The sequence below is a fragment of the Corynebacterium doosanense CAU 212 = DSM 45436 genome, from assembly GCF_000767055.1.
GTDB classification, from domain to species: Bacteria; Actinomycetota; Actinomycetes; order Mycobacteriales; family Mycobacteriaceae; genus Corynebacterium; species Corynebacterium doosanense.
Map to the genome: position 1 here is coordinate 2,427,069 of NZ_CP006764.1, position 16,697 is coordinate 2,443,765.

Annotated in this window: 14 protein-coding genes; 7 read left to right on the forward strand and 7 right to left on the reverse strand. The window is 65.1% G+C overall.

Translation table 11 applies throughout. The annotated features are described in order from the left end of the window. Window positions 1-28: 28 nt before the first annotated feature. Window positions 29-532 carry a hypothetical protein gene (locus CDOO_RS11875; protein WP_018022140.1) on the forward strand — a complete coding sequence of 168 codons (504 nt, stop codon included), beginning with the start codon at window positions 29-31 and terminating at the stop codon, window positions 530-532. 181 nt (window positions 533-713) lie between these two features. Here the strand turns inward: CDOO_RS11875 and CDOO_RS11880 are convergent, their stop codons facing one another. Genes CDOO_RS11880 through CDOO_RS11890 form a run of 3 tightly spaced genes read right to left on the reverse strand, consistent with a single transcriptional unit; the run spans window position 714 to window position 2,550 of the window. Beyond that, window positions 714-1,106 (reverse strand): DUF4265 domain-containing protein, encoded by a 393-nt coding sequence (locus tag CDOO_RS11880; RefSeq protein WP_018022139.1) that lies wholly within the window; start codon window positions 1,104-1,106, stop codon window positions 714-716. Beyond that, window positions 1,103-2,242 (reverse strand): glucose-1-phosphate adenylyltransferase family protein, encoded by a 1,140-nt coding sequence (locus tag CDOO_RS11885; RefSeq protein ID WP_018022138.1) that lies wholly within the window; start codon window positions 2,240-2,242, stop codon window positions 1,103-1,105. The genes CDOO_RS11880 and CDOO_RS11885 overlap by 4 nt, the downstream gene beginning before the upstream one ends. 17 nt (window positions 2,243-2,259) lie before the next feature. Further along, window positions 2,260-2,550 (reverse strand): DUF7218 family protein, encoded by a 291-nt coding sequence (locus CDOO_RS11890; RefSeq protein ID WP_018022137.1) that lies wholly within the window; start codon window positions 2,548-2,550, stop codon window positions 2,260-2,262. Between the two features lie 24 nt (window positions 2,551-2,574). On the opposite strand from CDOO_RS11890, the gene CDOO_RS11895 reads away from it, so the two are divergent. From CDOO_RS11895 to CDOO_RS11905, 3 genes are read left to right on the forward strand one after another with little or no spacing between them, the layout of a single operon-like run. Next, complete coding sequence (locus CDOO_RS11895; RefSeq protein ID WP_018022136.1) at window positions 2,575-3,606, forward strand: M20 family metallopeptidase; 1,032 nt, start codon at window positions 2,575-2,577, stop codon at window positions 3,604-3,606. A 26-nt stretch (window positions 3,607-3,632) separates the two neighbouring features. Further along, window positions 3,633-4,022 carry a (deoxy)nucleoside triphosphate pyrophosphohydrolase gene (locus CDOO_RS11900; protein ID WP_018022135.1) on the forward strand — a complete coding sequence of 130 codons (390 nt, stop codon included), beginning with the start codon at window positions 3,633-3,635 and terminating at the stop codon, window positions 4,020-4,022. Then, a complete protein-coding gene (locus tag CDOO_RS11905; RefSeq protein ID WP_018022134.1) occupies window positions 4,019-6,922 on the forward strand; it encodes a DUF3427 domain-containing protein in 2,904 nt (967 codons plus the stop codon). The genes CDOO_RS11900 and CDOO_RS11905 overlap by 4 nt, the downstream gene beginning before the upstream one ends. A gap of 3 nt (window positions 6,923-6,925) precedes the next feature. On the opposite strand, the gene CDOO_RS11910 is transcribed toward CDOO_RS11905, so the two are convergent. Next, window positions 6,926-7,105, reverse strand: a complete 180-nt coding sequence (locus tag CDOO_RS11910) for a hypothetical protein (RefSeq protein WP_018022133.1) — start codon at window positions 7,103-7,105, stop codon at window positions 6,926-6,928. A gap of 190 nt (window positions 7,106-7,295) precedes the next feature. On the opposite strand from CDOO_RS11910, the gene CDOO_RS11915 reads away from it, so the two are divergent. From CDOO_RS11915 to CDOO_RS11925, 3 genes are all read left to right on the forward strand, one after another. Beyond that, on the forward strand, window positions 7,296-8,543 hold the full coding sequence (locus CDOO_RS11915) for an ATP-binding protein (protein WP_018022132.1): 1,248 nt from the start codon (window positions 7,296-7,298) through the stop codon (window positions 8,541-8,543). Window positions 8,544-8,769: 226 nt separating this feature from the next. After that, window positions 8,770-9,735, forward strand: coding sequence for an asparaginase (locus CDOO_RS11920; protein ID WP_018022131.1), 966 nt, complete (start codon window positions 8,770-8,772; stop codon window positions 9,733-9,735). A 16-nt stretch (window positions 9,736-9,751) separates the two neighbouring features. After that, the gene (locus tag CDOO_RS11925; RefSeq protein ID WP_018022130.1) at window positions 9,752-10,630 is read left to right on the forward strand and encodes a polysaccharide deacetylase family protein; all 879 of its coding nucleotides are present in this window, start codon (window positions 9,752-9,754) and stop codon (window positions 10,628-10,630) included. A gap of 641 nt (window positions 10,631-11,271) precedes the next feature. Here CDOO_RS11925 and clpB read toward each other — a convergent pair. From clpB to CDOO_RS11945, 3 genes are all read right to left on the reverse strand, one after another. Then, window positions 11,272-13,839 carry an ATP-dependent chaperone ClpB gene (clpB, locus tag CDOO_RS11935; RefSeq protein WP_018022129.1) on the reverse strand — a complete coding sequence of 856 codons (2,568 nt, stop codon included), beginning with the start codon at window positions 13,837-13,839 and terminating at the stop codon, window positions 11,272-11,274. 91 nt (window positions 13,840-13,930) lie between these two features. Next, on the reverse strand, window positions 13,931-15,148 hold the full coding sequence (locus CDOO_RS11940) for an MFS transporter (protein ID WP_018022128.1): 1,218 nt from the start codon (window positions 15,146-15,148) through the stop codon (window positions 13,931-13,933). Between the two features lie 85 nt (window positions 15,149-15,233). Next, on the reverse strand, window positions 15,234-16,676 hold the full coding sequence (locus tag CDOO_RS11945) for a DHA2 family efflux MFS transporter permease subunit (RefSeq protein ID WP_018022127.1): 1,443 nt from the start codon (window positions 16,674-16,676) through the stop codon (window positions 15,234-15,236). Window positions 16,677-16,697: the final 21 nt, after the last annotated feature.

Genomic DNA, 16,697 nt, shown 5'->3' on the forward strand with positions numbered 1-16,697 from the left:
CAGAGAAAGATTCCCCTAGAATAGTTGCATGCGTGTCCAACTCTTTCCCGTCCTGGTCCTACCCGCCCTCGCCCTGACGGCCTGTGCCTCTGGCAGCGACTCCCCCGCCCCGGAGACGACCACCACGGAAACGACCGTGGCCGAACAGTCATCTGCTTCGTCTGAGACAGCCCCGCCCTCGAGCTCGTCGGCGTCGTCGAGCTCCTCGGCTCCCGCTGCTGACTCCGTCGTCTTCGAGGACGGCGGGGTCCGCTTCACCGCCAACTCACAGGAATTCGGCTCGAACGGTGAGGACACCCTCGAGGTCTCCTGGGAGATCATGAACCCGCAGGGCGAATGTGCCCCGATCTACACGATCATGGGACCCGGTGACCTGCTGCTCTCCCTGGATCCCGCCGTCAACGGCTGCTCGGGTTCGGACACCGAGTTGTTCTCCCCCATCGCAGAGATGCCTGCAGGCACGTACGAGGTGACCGTGGTGGATGCCGCGGGCGGTGTCAACGGCACCTTCCCCGTCACCTACGCTCCGTAGCTACTCCCGGACCGCATCATGCGCTCGCCGCTCATGCATCTCCTGAGGAGTGTTCCGGCACCGTGACCTACCATTTTGATCCCGGGATGAACCGCCCGGAGGGAAAGTACGCGTTTTCGGTCGCGGACGAGGATCAACGCTTCAGCGGGTACTTTTCCGTCGCCTATACGCCGGCGAGCTCTCACGCCGTATAACCCGGCGCGAGGTCGATGAGCCCGTCCGCTGCCAGCGATTCCAGCCAGTCCGTCAACCCCAGTGCGGGCGCGTCCGGTCCGACACTGACGGCGAGCACCCCGGCCGGCCCTTCCTCCACGCGACACCCGATCCCGAGCAGCGGGGACACCACGTCAATGCCGTAGGGCAGGATGCGCAGCGTGGAGTTCCCGCCGCGCACGGAGACGGCGTCGACGTGCCAGCGTTCCCCGACGAGCACACATTCCACAATGTCACCGAGGGCCAGCTCGGTGTCCAGCAGCGGGATGGAGTCGATGACAAACAGTCCCCCGCCGATGTCCTTCGCCGCCAGCTCCTCGGTGTCCACGCCCGGCGCGTCCACGCGGGTGAGGATCCTCACGCGTTCTCGCTGGCCAGCACGGTGATGTTGCCCGGCCCCGGCTTGGTCTCCCCCACCTGCTCCGCGGGGATGACGGCGCCGCGGTCGGCGATGACGGACTCCAGACGCGCACCCGCCGGCACGACCACGTCCCCGAGCAGGAGGCTGCGGCGCACGACCGCACCCTTCTCCACCGTCACGCCCGGGCCGACGAGGCTGCTCTCCACCTCGCCGGCGATGATCGCGCCGGGGCAGATGAGCGAGGCGTCGACACGCGCGGCCGGGCTGATCCGGGCCGGGGTGGCGATGGTGAGGTTGGTGATCATCGGCCAGTCCTCGCTCTGCAGCGTGAGTTCGTCGCCCTCGATGAGGTCCATGTGTGCGCGGTAGTACGCGTCGATGGTGCCCAGGTCGCGCCAGTACCCGTCCATGCGGAACTCGTGCGTGGCCCGGTTCTCCACGAGCCACGGGATGATCGTCTCGCCGTAGTCCCCGAGCTCGGCACCGTCACTGCTGGTGCGCAGCTTATCGACGGCCTCGCGCAACGCCCCGACCGCAAACACAAATATCTCCGCGGCCACAACCTGTGACTCCGGATCCTCCGGCTTGTAGGCGTAGGACGTGACCCGCTTGTCGCCGTCGGTCTCGACCACGCCGTATCGGGAGGGGTCGGTGTCCACCTGCGTGGTCACGATGGTCAGGTCGCTGCCCAGCTCGCGGTGCTGTTCCAGCACGTCGCGGTAGTCCAGGCGGTAGAGGTGGTCGGCACTGAGCACAAGAACCTCGTCGGCGCCGGCGGCCTCCAGCTTGTCGATCTGCTGGTACAGCGCGTGCCCGTTGCCCTCGGAGAAACCGTCGTCCGCGTCCCCCTGGGCGGGCGGGATGATGCACAGGCCGCCGCGGGTGCCGTCGAGGTCCCACGGCCGCCCGCCGGCGAGGTGCTCGTTGAGATCACCGGGGCGGTACTGCTCGACCACCCAGACGTCGCGAAGCTCCGAGTGAACGAGGTTGGTGAGCGTGGCGTCGATAAGCCGGTAGTTGCCCGCGAGTGAGACCGCGGGTTTGGGCTGATGGTCGGTCAGCGGGGAGAGCCTGCTGCCGCGCCCTCCGGCGAGGATGAGCGCGACGGTGGCGGGCCTGGGGCCGAGGGAACTCATGCCGCCCAGTTTACAAATCAGTGCTCGCGCAGTGCCTCGATCAGCTCGTCCTTGTTCATGCTGGAGCGGCCCTCGATCTCCAGCTCAGAGGCGCGCTCGTGCAGCTCATCGACGGTCCAGTCCTCGTAACTGCCGGACTCCCCGCCCTTCTCGCCGACCTTGTCGCGGCCCTCGTTGGCGGCGGCGTTGGCGATGCGTGCCGACTTTTCTTTGCTGTTGCCCTCCTGCCGGAGCTTCTCGTAGAGCTCGCCGTCCTTGACCGACGGTCCGCCGGGCGTCTTCTCGGGGTTCTTGTCGCTGTTGGTCATGCCCGTCAGTTTAGGCTTGCGCGCATGGATCTTCTCCGGGAACTCATCCGCATCCCCAGCATCTCCCGCGACCACGACGGGCAGCGACGCGTCCAGGAGACCTGCCTCGACGCGCTTCCCGGGCTCGAGGTTCAGCGCTCCCGCGACGGCGTGCCCTGGGCGTTGGTGTCCACCACTCCGGCACCGGCCGTGCTCTTTGTCTGCCACACGGACACCGTCCCCGTCTCGGGCGACTGGTCCCGCGACCCCTTCAGCGGGGAGCTTATCGACGGCCGCCTGATCCACGGCCGCGGAAGCGTCGACATGAAGGGTGGGCTGGCGGCCGCGGTCAACGCTGTCGCCTTCGCCGCGCGGGAGGGCCGCAGCGCTGGTCTGCTCATGACCTCGGACGAGGAGATCGGCGCGCTGGGGGCGACGCAGGCGGCTGCCGAGCTGTCGTTGGCGCAGCCGCCCGCGCTAGTGGTGGTTCCCGAGGCCACGGACAACAAATTCTCCCGCGGCCACCGCGGCGTGGCGTGGTTCTGGGTCCACGCCCGCGGCCGTTCCGCGCACGCCTCCACGCCCTCCGAGGGAGTGAACGCGATCTCCCTGCTGAGCGAGCACGTCATCTCGCGCCTGGACACCCTCCCCGCCAATACCGATGCCTACCTGGGCACCGACACCGTGAATCTGGGAGCGATCAATGGTGGGCAGGCCCCGAACATGGTTCCCGACCATGCGGAGCTGACCCTGGATCTGCGCACCGTCGCCGGCACCTCCGGAATCCGGGAGTGGCTGGACAAGCTGCCCGGCGAATTCAGCGTGGACCAGGTCGTGGAACTGGCGCCGCTGCGCACCGACGCCGTGCCGCCGATCATGACCGAGTTCGAGGATCTGGGGCCGCTTCCCTACTGCACCGACGGATCCGTGCTCACACCGCTGATCGGCGACGCTCCCGTGATCATCTGGGGCCCAGGAGGCGGCGACCAGATGCACACCGTCGACGAGGTGCTGTCCGTCGCCTCCTATGAGCAGGCGGTGGCGAACTTCCGGCGGGTCGTGGCGGAGCTGGGGTAGGCGGGGGTTGGCTTATGCTTGCTCCCATGTCCAAACTCATCACCGTCGTCGGCGCGGTCCTGGTCCGCGACGGCGTGGTCTTCGCCGTGCAGCGCGGCCCCGGGAGAGCGCTGGAAGGGAAATGGGAGTTTCCCGGCGGCAAGGTCGAGCCCGGCGAGGACCCGCGCGAGGCGCTGACCCGGGAGATTCGCGAAGAACTCGGCTGCGACGTAACTGTGGGCGAGTTCCTCACCACCACCGAGTACGAGTACGACTTTGGCACCGTCATTTTGAGCACGTATTACTGCACCTTGGCCGCGGGCGAACCGCAGCTGAGCGAGCACACCGACAGCGTGTGGCTCCGGCCCGGCGCGCTGCCCGACCTCGACTGGGCACCCGCCGACATTCCAGCGGTAGCCCTGATTGCCGGCGCATGAACGAGTTCCCCTCCATCGCGCCCAATGTCGAGTACGGATTCCTCGACGCGCACGTCAACTCCGACCGACTCCACCACCCGTTGTTGGTGTCCAACACCGATGACTCGACGATGTACAAGGCCATCTGCGACGAGCTGGCGCGTTCGCAGTCTTTCACCTTCTCGGTCGCCTTCATCACCAACTCCGGCCTGGCCCTGCTCAAGCAGGCCCTGGTCGACTTCCGCGGCCGCGGCACCATCATCACCTCGACCTACCAAGACTTCAACGAGCCCAACGCGTTCCGCGAGCTTCTTAACCTCGACAACGTCGATGCCTACGTCGTCAGCGCCGATGATTCCGAGGGGTTTCACGCCAAGGGTTACCTCTTCCGCCAGGACTTTGGCCTGACCGCGATCGTGGGCAGCTCCAACCTCACCTCCCAGGCGCTGAAGGTTAACCAGGAGTGGAATCTGCGGTTTTCCGCCCTTGCCGGCGGGCACATCGTGGGGCAGCTCGACGCCGCGGTGGCCAAGCAGCGCGATCGGGCGATTCCGCTCACCCACGCGTGGATCGACGACTACGAAATCCGCCGTCGCCCACGCATCCTGCCGCCGCTCACCCGAACCAGCGCCCAGCTGGTGCCCAACCGCATGCAAAAGGCAGCGCTCGAGGCGCTTCGTGAGCTTGTCGACGAGGGCAAGAAGCGCGCCCTCATCGTCTCGGCCACGGGCACCGGCAAGACGATCCTCGCCGCTTTCGCCGCCCGCTCCGCCGCGCCGGAGAGGCTGCTGTTCATCGCCCACCGAGAGCAGATTCTTACCAAGGCCAAACAGTCTTTTCAGGATGTCTTCGACGCGCCATCCGAGGACTTCGGCCTCTACGTCGGCGGCACCAAACAGCTGGACAGACGCTACGTATTCGCGTCCTATCAGTCACTCATCCACGGCGACACTCTCAACGGGATTGATCCACGCGACTTCGACTACATCATCATCGACGAGGTCCACCGTGCGGGTGCCGAGAGCTACCGGCGCATCATCAACCACTTCAGGCCGGCCTTCCTCCTGGGGCTGACCGCCACGCCGGAGCGCACGGACGGCGCCAATGTCTTCGAGCTCTTCGACTACAACGTCGCCTACGAGATCCGCCTGCAAGAGGCGATGAGCGCAAAAATGCTCTCGCCGTTTCACTACTACGGAATCGCCGACTTCGAGGACGCGTGGGGGCGAACTGTGGGCGACGAGACGTCGATAAGTGATCTTCTTAGCGACGAACGAGTCGACTATGTCGTGGAGATGCTGCGGGTCTATGGCTTCCCGCGCGACGTGCGGGGACTCATCTTCTGCAGCCGCAACGAGGAGGCGGCGCTGCTCTCCGAGAAGCTCAACGAGCGCAGTGTCAACGACCGCGAGCTGCGCACCGTCGCGCTCTCGGGCAAGGACTCCGAGGCGGTGCGCGAGGCCAGCGTGCAGCGGCTGGAGGCGGGCGAGCTCGATTACATCATCACCGTGGACATCTTTAACGAGGGCATTGATATCCCGGCCGTCAATCAGGTCGTGCTCCTGCGAGGGACGCAGTCGAGCATCATCTTCACTCAGCAGCTGGGGCGAGGCCTGCGCAAGGCGGAGGGTAAGGACCACCTGCGGGTCATCGACTTCATTGGCAATTACGCCCGGAATTACCTCATTGCCATTGCTCTCACTGGTGATCGCACGGGAAACAAAAACGGGATTCGGGAGAAGACGCAGCGTAAGGCCGCCGGGATCGGGATGGGCGACTCAAGCATCAGCTTCGACCCGGTTTCTCAGCAGCGGGTGTTCGCGGCGCTGTCTAAGGCACAGCTCACTGGAAAGCGGCAGTTCAAGGAGGCAATTGCCGACCTCAGCCACCGGCTGGGCCAGGTACCCAGGCTCTATGACTTCGCCAGCTTCGACTCAATGGATCCGTTCACGATGGCCTCGAAATCCGGCGATTATTGGAGTTTGCTCGCCGACCTGAAATTCGTCGAGCGTCGGCCTTCCCTGCCGGAGGCTCAGCACCTGCGCTACCTCAGCACGGAGGTACTCAACGGGTTGCGCCCGCACGAGGCGTTGATTCTGCAGGAGTTGCTGGTTCGGCGGGTGATGAGTGCGGAGGAGATCCGCTCGTTGCTGGTTGCTCGGGAGACGACTGCTGGGGACGACGTCGTTGCTTCTGCCGGGCGAGTCTTGACCTCAGAGTTCTTTAACTCCCGCCGCCGGGCCGAGCTGGGCAACATCGCCTTTGTGTCTATTTCGGACGAGGGGTGGTCGCTGGATCATCGCTTCGCCGAGTTGTACTTCGCCTACTCGGCCGAGGGAGATCGCGGGTACACGGCGCAGTCCTTCCGACACCACGTCGACGATCTGCTCCGGACCTCGCTGTATCTCACCGAGTCGCAGCATTCCTGGACCGGCGATCTCGTGGTTGGCCAGCAATACGGCAGGAAAGACGTCTGCCGGCTGCTGCTGTGGGAGAAGAACGAAGAGTCGACGATCTACGGGTACAAGGTCGACCGCGTCACCTCTACCTGCCCGCTCTTTGTCACCTACGACAAGCATCCCGACGTCTCTGCCAGCACGATGTATCACGACGAACTCCGCAGCCCCTCCCTCATGGAGTGGTACTCCAAGAGCGGGCGAACGCTGCGCAGCAAGGAGCTTGCACCGATCCTGGGCAACCAGGTGGACCTGCACGTGTTTGTGAAAAAGAGCGATGCCGAAGGCAAGATCTTCTTCTACCTCGGGGAGGCGGAAAGCACGAACGCCAAGCAGTCCACCATAGCGGGGAAGGACGACGCGTCGCTCAATGTCGTCACCATGGAGCTAGAGTTTGACTCCCCCATCGAGCAGGGTCTTTATGACTACCTCGTCCATGACGGCGTAGTGGAAGCGGCCACCTAGCCGCTAGTTCTCGGTGGCTTTGTCCGGCTCCCTCTCCTTGCCCTTGCGCTGATACGCCATGATCAGCCAGACAACGCCGGCAGCGATCAGGACGTAGCCCGCTGCCGACATGTCGGTGGGGGTCTGGCTTCCGGTGAGGATGAGGACAATCCCGACGACGATAAACACTATGGGCAGGGTCATGCCCGTACATTTTACTTCCGGGCGGGAAACTTGTCGCAGCGACCGCGTCCGCTCGCCCTGCCGTTAGCGCAGGCCGGGGCGGGGCCGAGGAACCCCCGCCGGCTGGATCTACCCATAAGGACGAGTAGGTGATTCCCAAAAAGACGAGTAGAGCGTGCCCAAAAAGACGAGTAACGCTAAAGTCCCAGGTATGCCCTACCAGCCTCGCGCAATCGACCAGGCCCTGCTTGCTCTCCTCCCCGAGGCACCCGCCATCGCAATCGAGGGCGCCAAAGGTGTGGGCAAGACCGAAACCGCGCTCCAGCAGGCAAACCACCAGCTCTTCTTATACAACCCAGCGGATCGGATTGTGGCCGAAGCCGATCCGATGCTTGAACAGTTGCCCGACGGCACTGTCCTCATCGACGAATGGCAGAACGCTCCAGCAACCTGGGACGCAGTGCGGCGGGCCGTAGACCGCGGAGCTGCGCCGGGCAGATTTATTCTCACCGGAAGCGCTACCCCGGCCGCGGGAATCGATTCTCACTCCGGTGCCGGGAGAATTCTTTCGCTCCATATGCGCCCCATGGCCATCTTCGAGCGAGGTGGCCAAAAGCCCTCAGTCAGTCTGGCAGCAATGTTTGACGGCGATGCCGACATCAGCGGCACGAGTGCCGCCACCCTCTCCGACTACGTCGAGGCGATCGGCAGTAGCGGATTCCCTGGCATCCATCACCATTCCCCGCAGCTTCGGCAACGGCATCTGAATTCCTATATCGACCGCGTCATCGACCGGGATCTTCCAGGCGCTGGCTACGCAACCAGGAAACCCGACACCCTGCGCCGATGGATGGCCGCCTACGGAGCAGCTTCCTCCACCACCACTACCTATTCCGGGATTCTCGATGCCACCACGGCGGGTGATGGATCTCAACCCGCGAAAGATACAACGGCGCAATTCCGTGACCTACTCACGAGTATTTGGATTCTCGATCCCGTGCCCGCGTGGAACTCCCTGAGAAACCCGTTGAAGGCGATCCGGTTGAGCCCAAAACACCAGCTTGTGGACCCGGCTCTCGCACTCACCCTTCAACGGCTCGGCCCCCGGGACTTGACCTCCCAGCGCGGCAACCATCTGCTGGGCCCGCTCTTTGAGTCCCTTGCGACTCTCTCTGTCCGCGCCGCAGCGGCGGCCACCGGGGCATCGGTCAGTCACTTGCGCACGGCCAAAGGGTTACAAGAGGTGGACCTGATAGCCGAGAGCTTTGACGGCCGGCTAATCGGGTTCGAGGTCAAACTCTCCGTCTCGGTCAGCGACGCTGATGTTCGCCATCTCTTGTGGCTGCGCAGACAGTTTCCCGAGGACGTCGTCGACCTCGCAGTCCTCTACTCCGGGCCCGTGGCCTACCGACGGCCCGACGGGGTCGCCTGCATCCCGCTCGACCTTTTGGGTTCATAGAAGCAATCACCCGGCAGTTTGCACACGCGGCCTACCAGCAGACAACGCCTATTCAGCTCTCCCCATCACAAGAGTGCGGGATGGCCGGTCAGTTGAGCGCAATGTTCTGTTCGCCGGAAAGCACTTGACTCAATCGATCCTGTGCTCCACTGTGGCGTAACCACGTGAGCCCGTCCTGCTGGGATTTGGTGAGTGTGGCCACAACCTCGAAGGAGTTACCCACTGCATGGCACACATCGTTGTTCTCGCCACCGGAGGGACGATCGCGTCCACCCGAGATTCCTCTCCAGGCGCTACCGCCACAGAAGCCATCGACTCCCTTCTGAAGGAGGTCGACACTGGTGGTCACACCGTGACCAGCCAGGACGTGCTCACCACGGGTTCCTATCTCCTAACTCACCACCATCTGCGCATCATTGCGGAGGCGGTCAAGGCGACTCTCCAGCGCCGTGACGTCGACGGAGTCGTTCTGACCCACGGGACAGACACGATGGAAGAAACCGCGTACCTGCTGCACCTCGTTCACGACAGTCACAAACCCGTCGTCATCACGGGAGCGCAGCGGACACCGGACAGCCTCGGCGCCGACGGGGAGTTCAATCTTCGAGATGCCATCCAGGTGGCGGGCTCCCCTCAGTCTGCCGAGCTAGGTGTCGTGATCTGCTTCGCAGGCGAGATCCACCCAGCTGCTCGCACAAAGAAGCTTCATACCATCGCCCCGTCACCGTTCGGTGGTGTCGGCACCATCGGATACGTCGCCGAAGACGAGGTGAAGATCCGGATGACTCCGCGGCGATCACCCGCTCTGCCGTTGCCGGGTGTGAAGTTTGACGACACGCGCATAGATGTCGTCGTGTCTCATCCCGGCGCCGATGCCACACTCGCCCGAGCATCCGTGGCTGCCTCCGCTCACGGAGTCATCATCCTTGGCACGGGCGCGGGCAACGGCAACCACGCGCTGACCGAATGGGTGGCCGAAGCATCCGCCGCAGGAGTCGTCGTCGGTGTCTCCACGCGCGCTTTCGGCGGCCCTGTCCTGCCGCTTTACGGCAACGGCGGAGCAGCGGACCTGTTTGACGCGGGTGCCGTTTCGCTCGGAGACCTACCCTGGAGCCAGGTAAGGATCCTCCTCGCTTACCTCTTATCGGCCGGCGTCGACGTCAGCCCTGAAGCGCTCGCCGACTTCATCTAGAGAAAGGTTTGTTCACATGCCCAAGAGAATCACCGTCGCATTTGGCATCGACGTCGACGCAGTCGGCGGCTGGCTGGGGTCTTACGGTGGTGAAGATTCCCCGGGAGACATTTCTCGCGGTGTCTTCGCTGGAGAGGTCGGCGTTCCCCGCCTGGTCAAACTGCTGAAGAAATACGATCTGCCAGGCACGTTCTTCTGGCCCGGGCACTCGATTGAGACGTTCCCGGAGCAGTTCGATCAAACCGTGAGTGAGGGCTTCGAGATCGGTGTCCACGGTTACTCCCACGAGAACCCGCTGGCCATGACACGCGAGCAGGAAACTGACATCCTGGATTACTGCATCGACCTGATCACTAAGCGCACTGGCACCCGACCGACTGGTTATGTCGCGCCGTGGTGGGAGTTCTCCCACGTCACCAACGAACTGCTGATCGAGCGAGGCATCAAGTACGACCACTCGCTCATGCACCGCGATCACGAGCCCTACTACGTTCGTGTTGGCGACTCCTGGACCAACATCGACTACGACAAGCCCGCCTCCGAGTGGATGAAGCCCCTGGTCAGAGGCACGGAGACTGATCTCGTCGAGATTCCGGCCAGCTGGTACCTGGACGACCTTCCTCCGATGATGTTCATCAAGTCGAGCCCGAACAGCCACGGATTCGTCAACCCCCGCGACATCGAGGACCTGTGGCGCGACCAGTTCGACTGGGTCTACCGCGAGTACGACAACGCAATCTTCCCGATCACCCTGCACCCGGACGTCTCCGGGCGCCCACAGGTTCAACTGATGCTGGAGCGCCTGATCGAGCACTTCCAGTCTCACGACGGCGTCGAGTTCTCCACCTTCGACGCCATTGCCGACCGGTTCCTGGCCGACAACCCGCGTTCTTAAACTCGATGTGTGGTGCGTGTGGCGTCCAGCACGACTGGGCAGGGCCACTAGTCGCGGGCTCAGCGAACCGCCGCGACGTGGCCCGCTGCCTAGACGCGCTCGTAACGTCGGTGGCCGTCCGCCCACTCACCCAGGGATGGGTGGTGAAGAAACCAACAGGTGCCGCACGGCCAGTACAAACGCTTGATGGGCTCATCAAGGCCATCGCCCCACACGCTCGTCACCACGACTGGGCCGAGCTCGAACGCGCGCTACTTGAAATACCCACGCCCAGGCAACCGCGCGCCGAACAGGTGGATTGGCCCAAGCGCACGATTCAGAACCAGGAAGGTGCCTCACCGGTGCTCTCCCGCGTAACCCACTTGCCGGCCCATATGAAGCTCGCGGCCTTCGCCCTCGGGGTGCAGTCATGCGACACCAGCACCCGGGTATTCACAGCGTTGGACGATAGTCACTCACTCGGCGGCCACGAAGGCGTTGTAACCGGTTAGATTGATTTGAGGCTGGGCTTGAAATCCGAAAAGCAAGAGTGAGAAAGACCGGCCTTATGTTCGAGTTCTAGAACATAAGCTTTCGAAATCGCGGTCTTTCTCACTCTTGGTTTCTCAATTTGTAGGTCGCCCCACTGGCCCGGCCCAGACCTACTCCCCGGCCACCGAGCTGACGTCCAGCGAGTCGCCACCATCGGCGACGTCGACGTTGACCAGGTCACCGTCGCGCACCTCGCCAGCCAGCAGCTTCTTGGCCAGCGCATCGCCGATCGCCTGCTGGATGAGGCGGCGCAGCGGGCGGGCGCCGTAGGCCGGGTCGTAGCCGCGTTCGGCGAGCCACGACTTCGCGGCATCCGAGACGTGCAGGCTCAGGCGTCGCCCGGCGAGGCGCTCCTCCAGGTCCTGCAGCTGGATGCCCACGATGCCGCGCAGCAGGTCCTCGGACAGCGGGTCGAAGGTCACCACGTCGTCGAGGCGGTTGATGAACTCGGGCTTGAACTTGGCCTTGACCGCGTCCATCATCTGCTCCTTGGTGCCGCCGGCGCCGAGGTTGGAGGTCAGGATGATCACGGTGTTGCGGAAGTCCACTGTGCGGCCCTGGCCGTCGGTGAGGCGACCGTCGTCAAGCACCTGCAGGAGAATGTCGAACACGTCCTGGTGGGCCTTCTCCACCTCGTCGAAGAGCACGAGGGTGTAGGGCCTGCGGCGGACGGCCTCGGTGAGCTGGCCGCCGGCGTCGTAGCCGACGTATCCGGGGGGCGCACCGACGAGGCGGGCGACGGAGTGCTTCTCGCCGTACTCGGACATGTCGATGCGCACCATGGCGCGCTCGTCATCGAAGAGGAACTCCGCCAGTGCCTTGGCCAGCTCCGTCTTGCCCACACCGGTGGGGCCGAGGAAGAGGAAGGAGCCGACCGGTCGGTTGGGGTCGGCGATCCCGGCGCGGGTGCGGCGGACGGCGTCGGACACGGCCGTGACCGCCTCCTTCTGGCCCACGACACGCTGGCCCAGGACGTCCTCCATATGCAGGAGTTTCTCGGTCTCGCCCTGCATCATCTTGCCGGCGGGGATGCCGGTCCAGGCGGAGACGACGTCGGCGATGACGTCCGGGGTGACCTCCTCGGTGAGCATGGATCCGGCGCCGCGGCCCTCGGCTTCCGTCTCGGCGTCGGCGACCTCCTTCTCCAGCTCGGGGATGCGGCCGTAGCGCAGCTCGGAGACCTTGGCGAAGTCCCCGTCGCGCTCGGCGATCTCGGACTCGTTGCGCAGCTGCTCGAGCTCCTCCTTCGCCTTCTGCACGCGGTCGATCGCGCCCTTCTCGTTGGTCCAGCGGGCCTTGAGCTCGCCGAGCTTCTCGCGCTCGTCGGCAAGATCGGCGCGCAGCTGATCGAGGCGTGCGCGGGAGGCCGCGTCGGACTCCTTGGCCAGGGCGATCTCCTCAATCTCCAGGCGGCGCACGATGCGCTCGAGCTCGTCGATCTCCTGCGGCGAGGAGTCAATCTCCATGCGCAGGCGCGAGCCAGCCTCGTCGACGAGGTCGATGGCCTTGTCCGGCAGGAAACGGTTGGTGATGTAGCGGTTGGACAGCTCGGCGGCGGCGACCAGGGCGGAGTCCTGGATGCGCACGCCGTGGTGCACCTCGTAGCGCTCCTTGAGCCCACGCAGGATGCCCACCGTGTCCTCCACCGTCGGCTCACCCACGTAGACCTGCTGGAAACGGCGCTCCAGTGCGGCGTCCTTCTCGATGTACTTGCGGTACTCGTCCAGCGTGGTCGCGCCGACCAGGCGCAGCTCACCGCGGGCGAGCATGGGTTTGATCATGTTGCCCGCATCCATGGCGCCCTCGCCGGACGCACCCGCGCCGACGATGGTGTGCAGCTCGTCGATGAAGGTGATCACCTGTCCCTCGGAGGACTTGATCTCGTCGAGCACGGCCTTGAGGCGCTCCTCGAACTCGCCGCGGAACTTCGCGCCGGCGACCAGCGCGCCGAGGTCGAGCGAGAGCAGCGTCTTGCCCTTGAGCGACTCGGGTACATCGCCGCCGACGATGCGGCGCGCGAGGCCCTCGACGATGGAGGTCTTGCCCACGCCGGGCTCGCCGATGAGGACGGGGTTGTTCTTGGTGCGGCGGCTGAGCACCTGCACCACGCGGCGGATCTCGGAGTCACGGCCGATGACCGGGTCGATCTTGCCCTCGCGCGCCCGGGCGGTGAGGTCGGTGGCGTACTTGGCCAGCGCCTGGAACTGGTTCTCCGGGTCCTGGGAGGTGACGTTCTGCGATCCGCGCACGGACTGGAAGGCACCCTTGATGGCGTCGTAGGTCGCGCCACGTTTGATGAGCAGCTCGGACGCGTCCGTCTTGCCCTTCGCGATCGCCGCGAGCAGCACCTCGGTGGAGACGTAATCATCGCCGAGTTCACCGGCGAGCTTCTGGGCCCCGTCGAGAACGGCGAGGGCCTCACGGTTGAAATTCGGATTGGCCAGGTTCTGGCCTTCCGCCTTGGGGTAACCGTCGACAAGCGTCCGTGCCTCGCGGAGCACGGTCTCCGGATCGACGCCGGTGGCCTTGAGCACCGGCGCGGCGATGCCCTCGGGCTGATCAAGAATGGCGGCAAGCAGGTGCGCCGGGCGGATGTCCGGGTTGCCGTTGCCGGACGCGGTCTGCAGCGCCTGCTGCAGGGCTTCCTGGGTCTTGGTGGTGGGGTTGAACGAACTCATGGGGACGTCCCTTTCTCTGCTAACTGTCGTTTGTCACTGGGTACAACGTTAGCAAAGTTGAGTCTGTTCCACTCAGGGTGAAAATTTTTTGCTAATCGGCGGTTCCCTGCCCAGCCCGCCCCGCCCGCGACACCGGAACGACCGAAACGAGGCAAACCACGACGCCGAACAGCAGCACCGCGACGTAGGAATGCAGCTCGCTCATCCCCGTGACGCGGCTGAGCACACCCACGACCAGGGCCGTGACCAGCGGCACGAAGAAGCCGAGATAGGTCAGCGAGTAGAAGATGCCGATCAGCCCGCCCAGCTCAGACGGCGCAGCGAAACTTTCGGCCTCGGACAGGCCGGCGACCATCATGATGCCGTAGGCCGCGCCGAGCACGATCGCGGCGATGGACATGAGGATGAGGGAACCGGTCAGCGACGCGCCGACCGAGAGCAGCAGACCCACGAGCGTGACCAGCAGCCCCACCGCGGCGAGCGAGAGCCTGCCCCCGGAACGCGCGATGCGCGCAGCGGTCGGCTGGATGAACACGCCGGCCAGCATGGTGATGCACGCGAGGAAACCCAGGAAGGCCGTCACCCAGGGGAAGTTCAGGTGCGCCATGCCCGGGGTCGAGGCGAAGGCCGTGGTGGTCACGCCGAAGACCCACGGTGCCCAGATCACGATGGAGAAGAGGAAGCGGCGGGTGAACACCGCGTGCGGAACCAGCCGTCGGCTGACCGTCGTGCGCTCCTGCGTCTCCGGCACCCGCCACACCAGGGCCAGCGCGAGCGCGGTAAGGGCGATGTGGACGAGGTAGGGAATGAGCTCCGGCAGGGGCGCAAACTGCGCCACCAGGCCGGAGGCCAGGGGGCCGAGGCCGAATCCCGCGGAGACGGAGACCGTGGCCCGGCGCGGTCCGCTGCCCGGCTTGTCGTTGGAGAGCTGTTTGATCCACGCCGCGCCGGCCGACATGCCCATGCCCACGGACACGCCGATGATGATGCGCCCGATGAACAGCGGCCAGTTCCACCCCAGGGCACCCAGGGAGAGGACCAGGGAGCCGAGGATGGCCACCGCCAGGCCCGGCACCAGGACCGGGCGGCGTCCGCGCTGGTCGGAGTAGGTGCCGAAGACGAGCAGCGAGGGGATCAGGCCCACGGAGTAGATGCCCAGCATGCCGGTGAGCGAGGCCTCGCCGGCGGCGTGCTCCACCCGGTAGACCTGCAGCATCGGGGCAAAGAGGTTCGCGCCGAAGCCGATGGTGAACATGGCGAATCCGACGCGGATCCAGTCCGTGGGTTTAATGGCGTGGCTCACACTCATGCGGTCACGTTATCAAACTCTCCCCACCTATAGGCAGGTTACGGTGCGGTAACGTCCCGGCTGGCCCTCTCGGGCCCCGGGGCTATCAGTCCTTGGCCGGGGTCTCCGCGCGCTGGACAAACAGCGAGATGATCGCCGCGACCACGGAGATGAAGGCCGCGACCAGGAAGGCGGTCGAGGCACCGTCGGCGATTCCCGCGGCGTCGCTCTCCCCCGCCAGGTGGTCCGCCTCGACCGAGGCCGAGTACACCGCGATGAGGATCGCCGTGCCGGCCGCGCCGGCGAGCTGGAGCGAGGTGTTGAGGATCGCCGAGCCGTGGCCGTAAAGGTTGTCTGGCAGCGAGCTCAGCGCGGTGGTCATGAGCGGGGTGAGCACAAACGCCAGCGCACCGGAGAAGACGATGTGGCAGGCGATGACAAACCACAGTGCGGTGGTCTCGTCCACGGTGGACAACCCGAAGAGCGAGGCGACGATGAGCACGATCCCCGGGATGATGAGCGGGCGCGGCCCGACCGAGTCGAAGATGCGCCCGGCGATCGGGGAGAGCAGCCCCTCAAGCAGGCCGCCGGGGAGCAGCGCCAGCCCGGCCACCAGCGCGGTGACCAGGAGCGAACCCTGCAGGTAGATGGGCAGGAGGTTGAACATTCCCAGCATGGATCCGAAGAGTGTGAACATCACCGCCAGGCAGAGGGTGAAGTTGCGGATGGTGAACGGGGTGAGATCCAGCAACGCGCGGCCGGAGTGGACCAGCGTGCGTTGCCGCAGCACAAACAGCACGAACCCGACGATGCCCACGGCGAGCACGGCCATGGCCACAGTGGCGGCCTCCCCGCCGTCGAGGATGATGCCCACGGAGCTGAGCCCGTAGATGAGGCCGCCGAAGGCGAGCACGGAGAGCACCACCGACGGCAGGTCCAGCGGGGTGTCTTTGCGCTCGCCGATCTCGGGCAGCTTCCACAGGCCGATGAGGCCGGCGGCCGCCACGAGCGGAACCATGACCCAGAAGATCATGTGCCAGCCGAACATGGAGAGCACGGCGCCGGCGACCGTCGGCCCGAGCGCCGGTCCGACGGCCATGACCACGGAGATCAGGCCCATGATGGTTCCGCGTCGCGACGGCTCAATGAGTTTCATTGCCACGGACATGAGCAGCGGCATGATGATCGCCGTGCCCGCGCCCTGCAGGACACGCGCGCCGAGCATGACCGCGAAGGTCGGGGAGACGGCCGCCACCACGGTGCCGATGAGGAACGAGGTCAGCGCGGTGAGGAACACTCCCCGGGCAGAGAAACGGTCCAGCATCCAGCCGGTGGTGGGCATGATCACGGCCATGGTGAGCATGAAGCCGGTGAGCAGCCACTGCGCCGTGGCCGCGGACACCTCGAAGTCTCGCATGATCGAGGGCAGCGCCACCGCCAGGGTGGTCTCGTTGAGCATCATGACAAAAGCCGTGAACACCAGGACACCGATGACCAGGGCGGTGTTCGGCGCGGCCTGAACCGGGGCGGGGGAAACGGGATGCGACATGGCTACTTCCAGAAAACGTGG

Bases quoted from the DNA above. Each gene is read 5' to 3' on its own strand.
- CDOO_RS11905 (WP_018022134.1), top strand. From the start codon at position 4,019: ATGAACGAGTTCCCCTCCATCGCGCCCAATGTCGAGTACGGATTCCTC.
- CDOO_RS11885 (WP_018022138.1), bottom strand. From the start codon at position 2,242: ATGAGTTCCCTCGGCCCCAGGCCCGCCACCGTCGCGCTCATCCTCGCC.
- CDOO_RS11890 (WP_018022137.1), bottom strand. From the start codon at position 2,550: ATGACCAACAGCGACAAGAACCCCGAGAAGACGCCCGGCGGACCGTCG.
- CDOO_RS11925 (WP_018022130.1), top strand. From the start codon at position 9,752: ATGCCCAAGAGAATCACCGTCGCATTTGGCATCGACGTCGACGCAGTC.
- CDOO_RS11940 (WP_018022128.1), bottom strand. From the start codon at position 15,148: ATGAGTGTGAGCCACGCCATTAAACCCACGGACTGGATCCGCGTCGGA.
- CDOO_RS11945 (WP_018022127.1), bottom strand. From the start codon at position 16,676: ATGTCGCATCCCGTTTCCCCCGCCCCGGTTCAGGCCGCGCCGAACACC.
- clpB (WP_018022129.1), bottom strand. From the start codon at position 13,839: ATGAGTTCGTTCAACCCCACCACCAAGACCCAGGAAGCCCTGCAGCAG.
- CDOO_RS11915 (WP_018022132.1), top strand. From the start codon at position 7,296: ATGCCCTACCAGCCTCGCGCAATCGACCAGGCCCTGCTTGCTCTCCTC.
- CDOO_RS11900 (WP_018022135.1), top strand. From the start codon at position 3,633: ATGTCCAAACTCATCACCGTCGTCGGCGCGGTCCTGGTCCGCGACGGC.
- CDOO_RS11910 (WP_018022133.1), bottom strand. From the start codon at position 7,105: ATGACCCTGCCCATAGTGTTTATCGTCGTCGGGATTGTCCTCATCCTC.
- CDOO_RS11920 (WP_018022131.1), top strand. From the start codon at position 8,770: ATGGCACACATCGTTGTTCTCGCCACCGGAGGGACGATCGCGTCCACC.
- CDOO_RS11895 (WP_018022136.1), top strand. From the start codon at position 2,575: ATGGATCTTCTCCGGGAACTCATCCGCATCCCCAGCATCTCCCGCGAC.
- CDOO_RS11875 (WP_018022140.1), top strand. From the start codon at position 29: ATGCGTGTCCAACTCTTTCCCGTCCTGGTCCTACCCGCCCTCGCCCTG.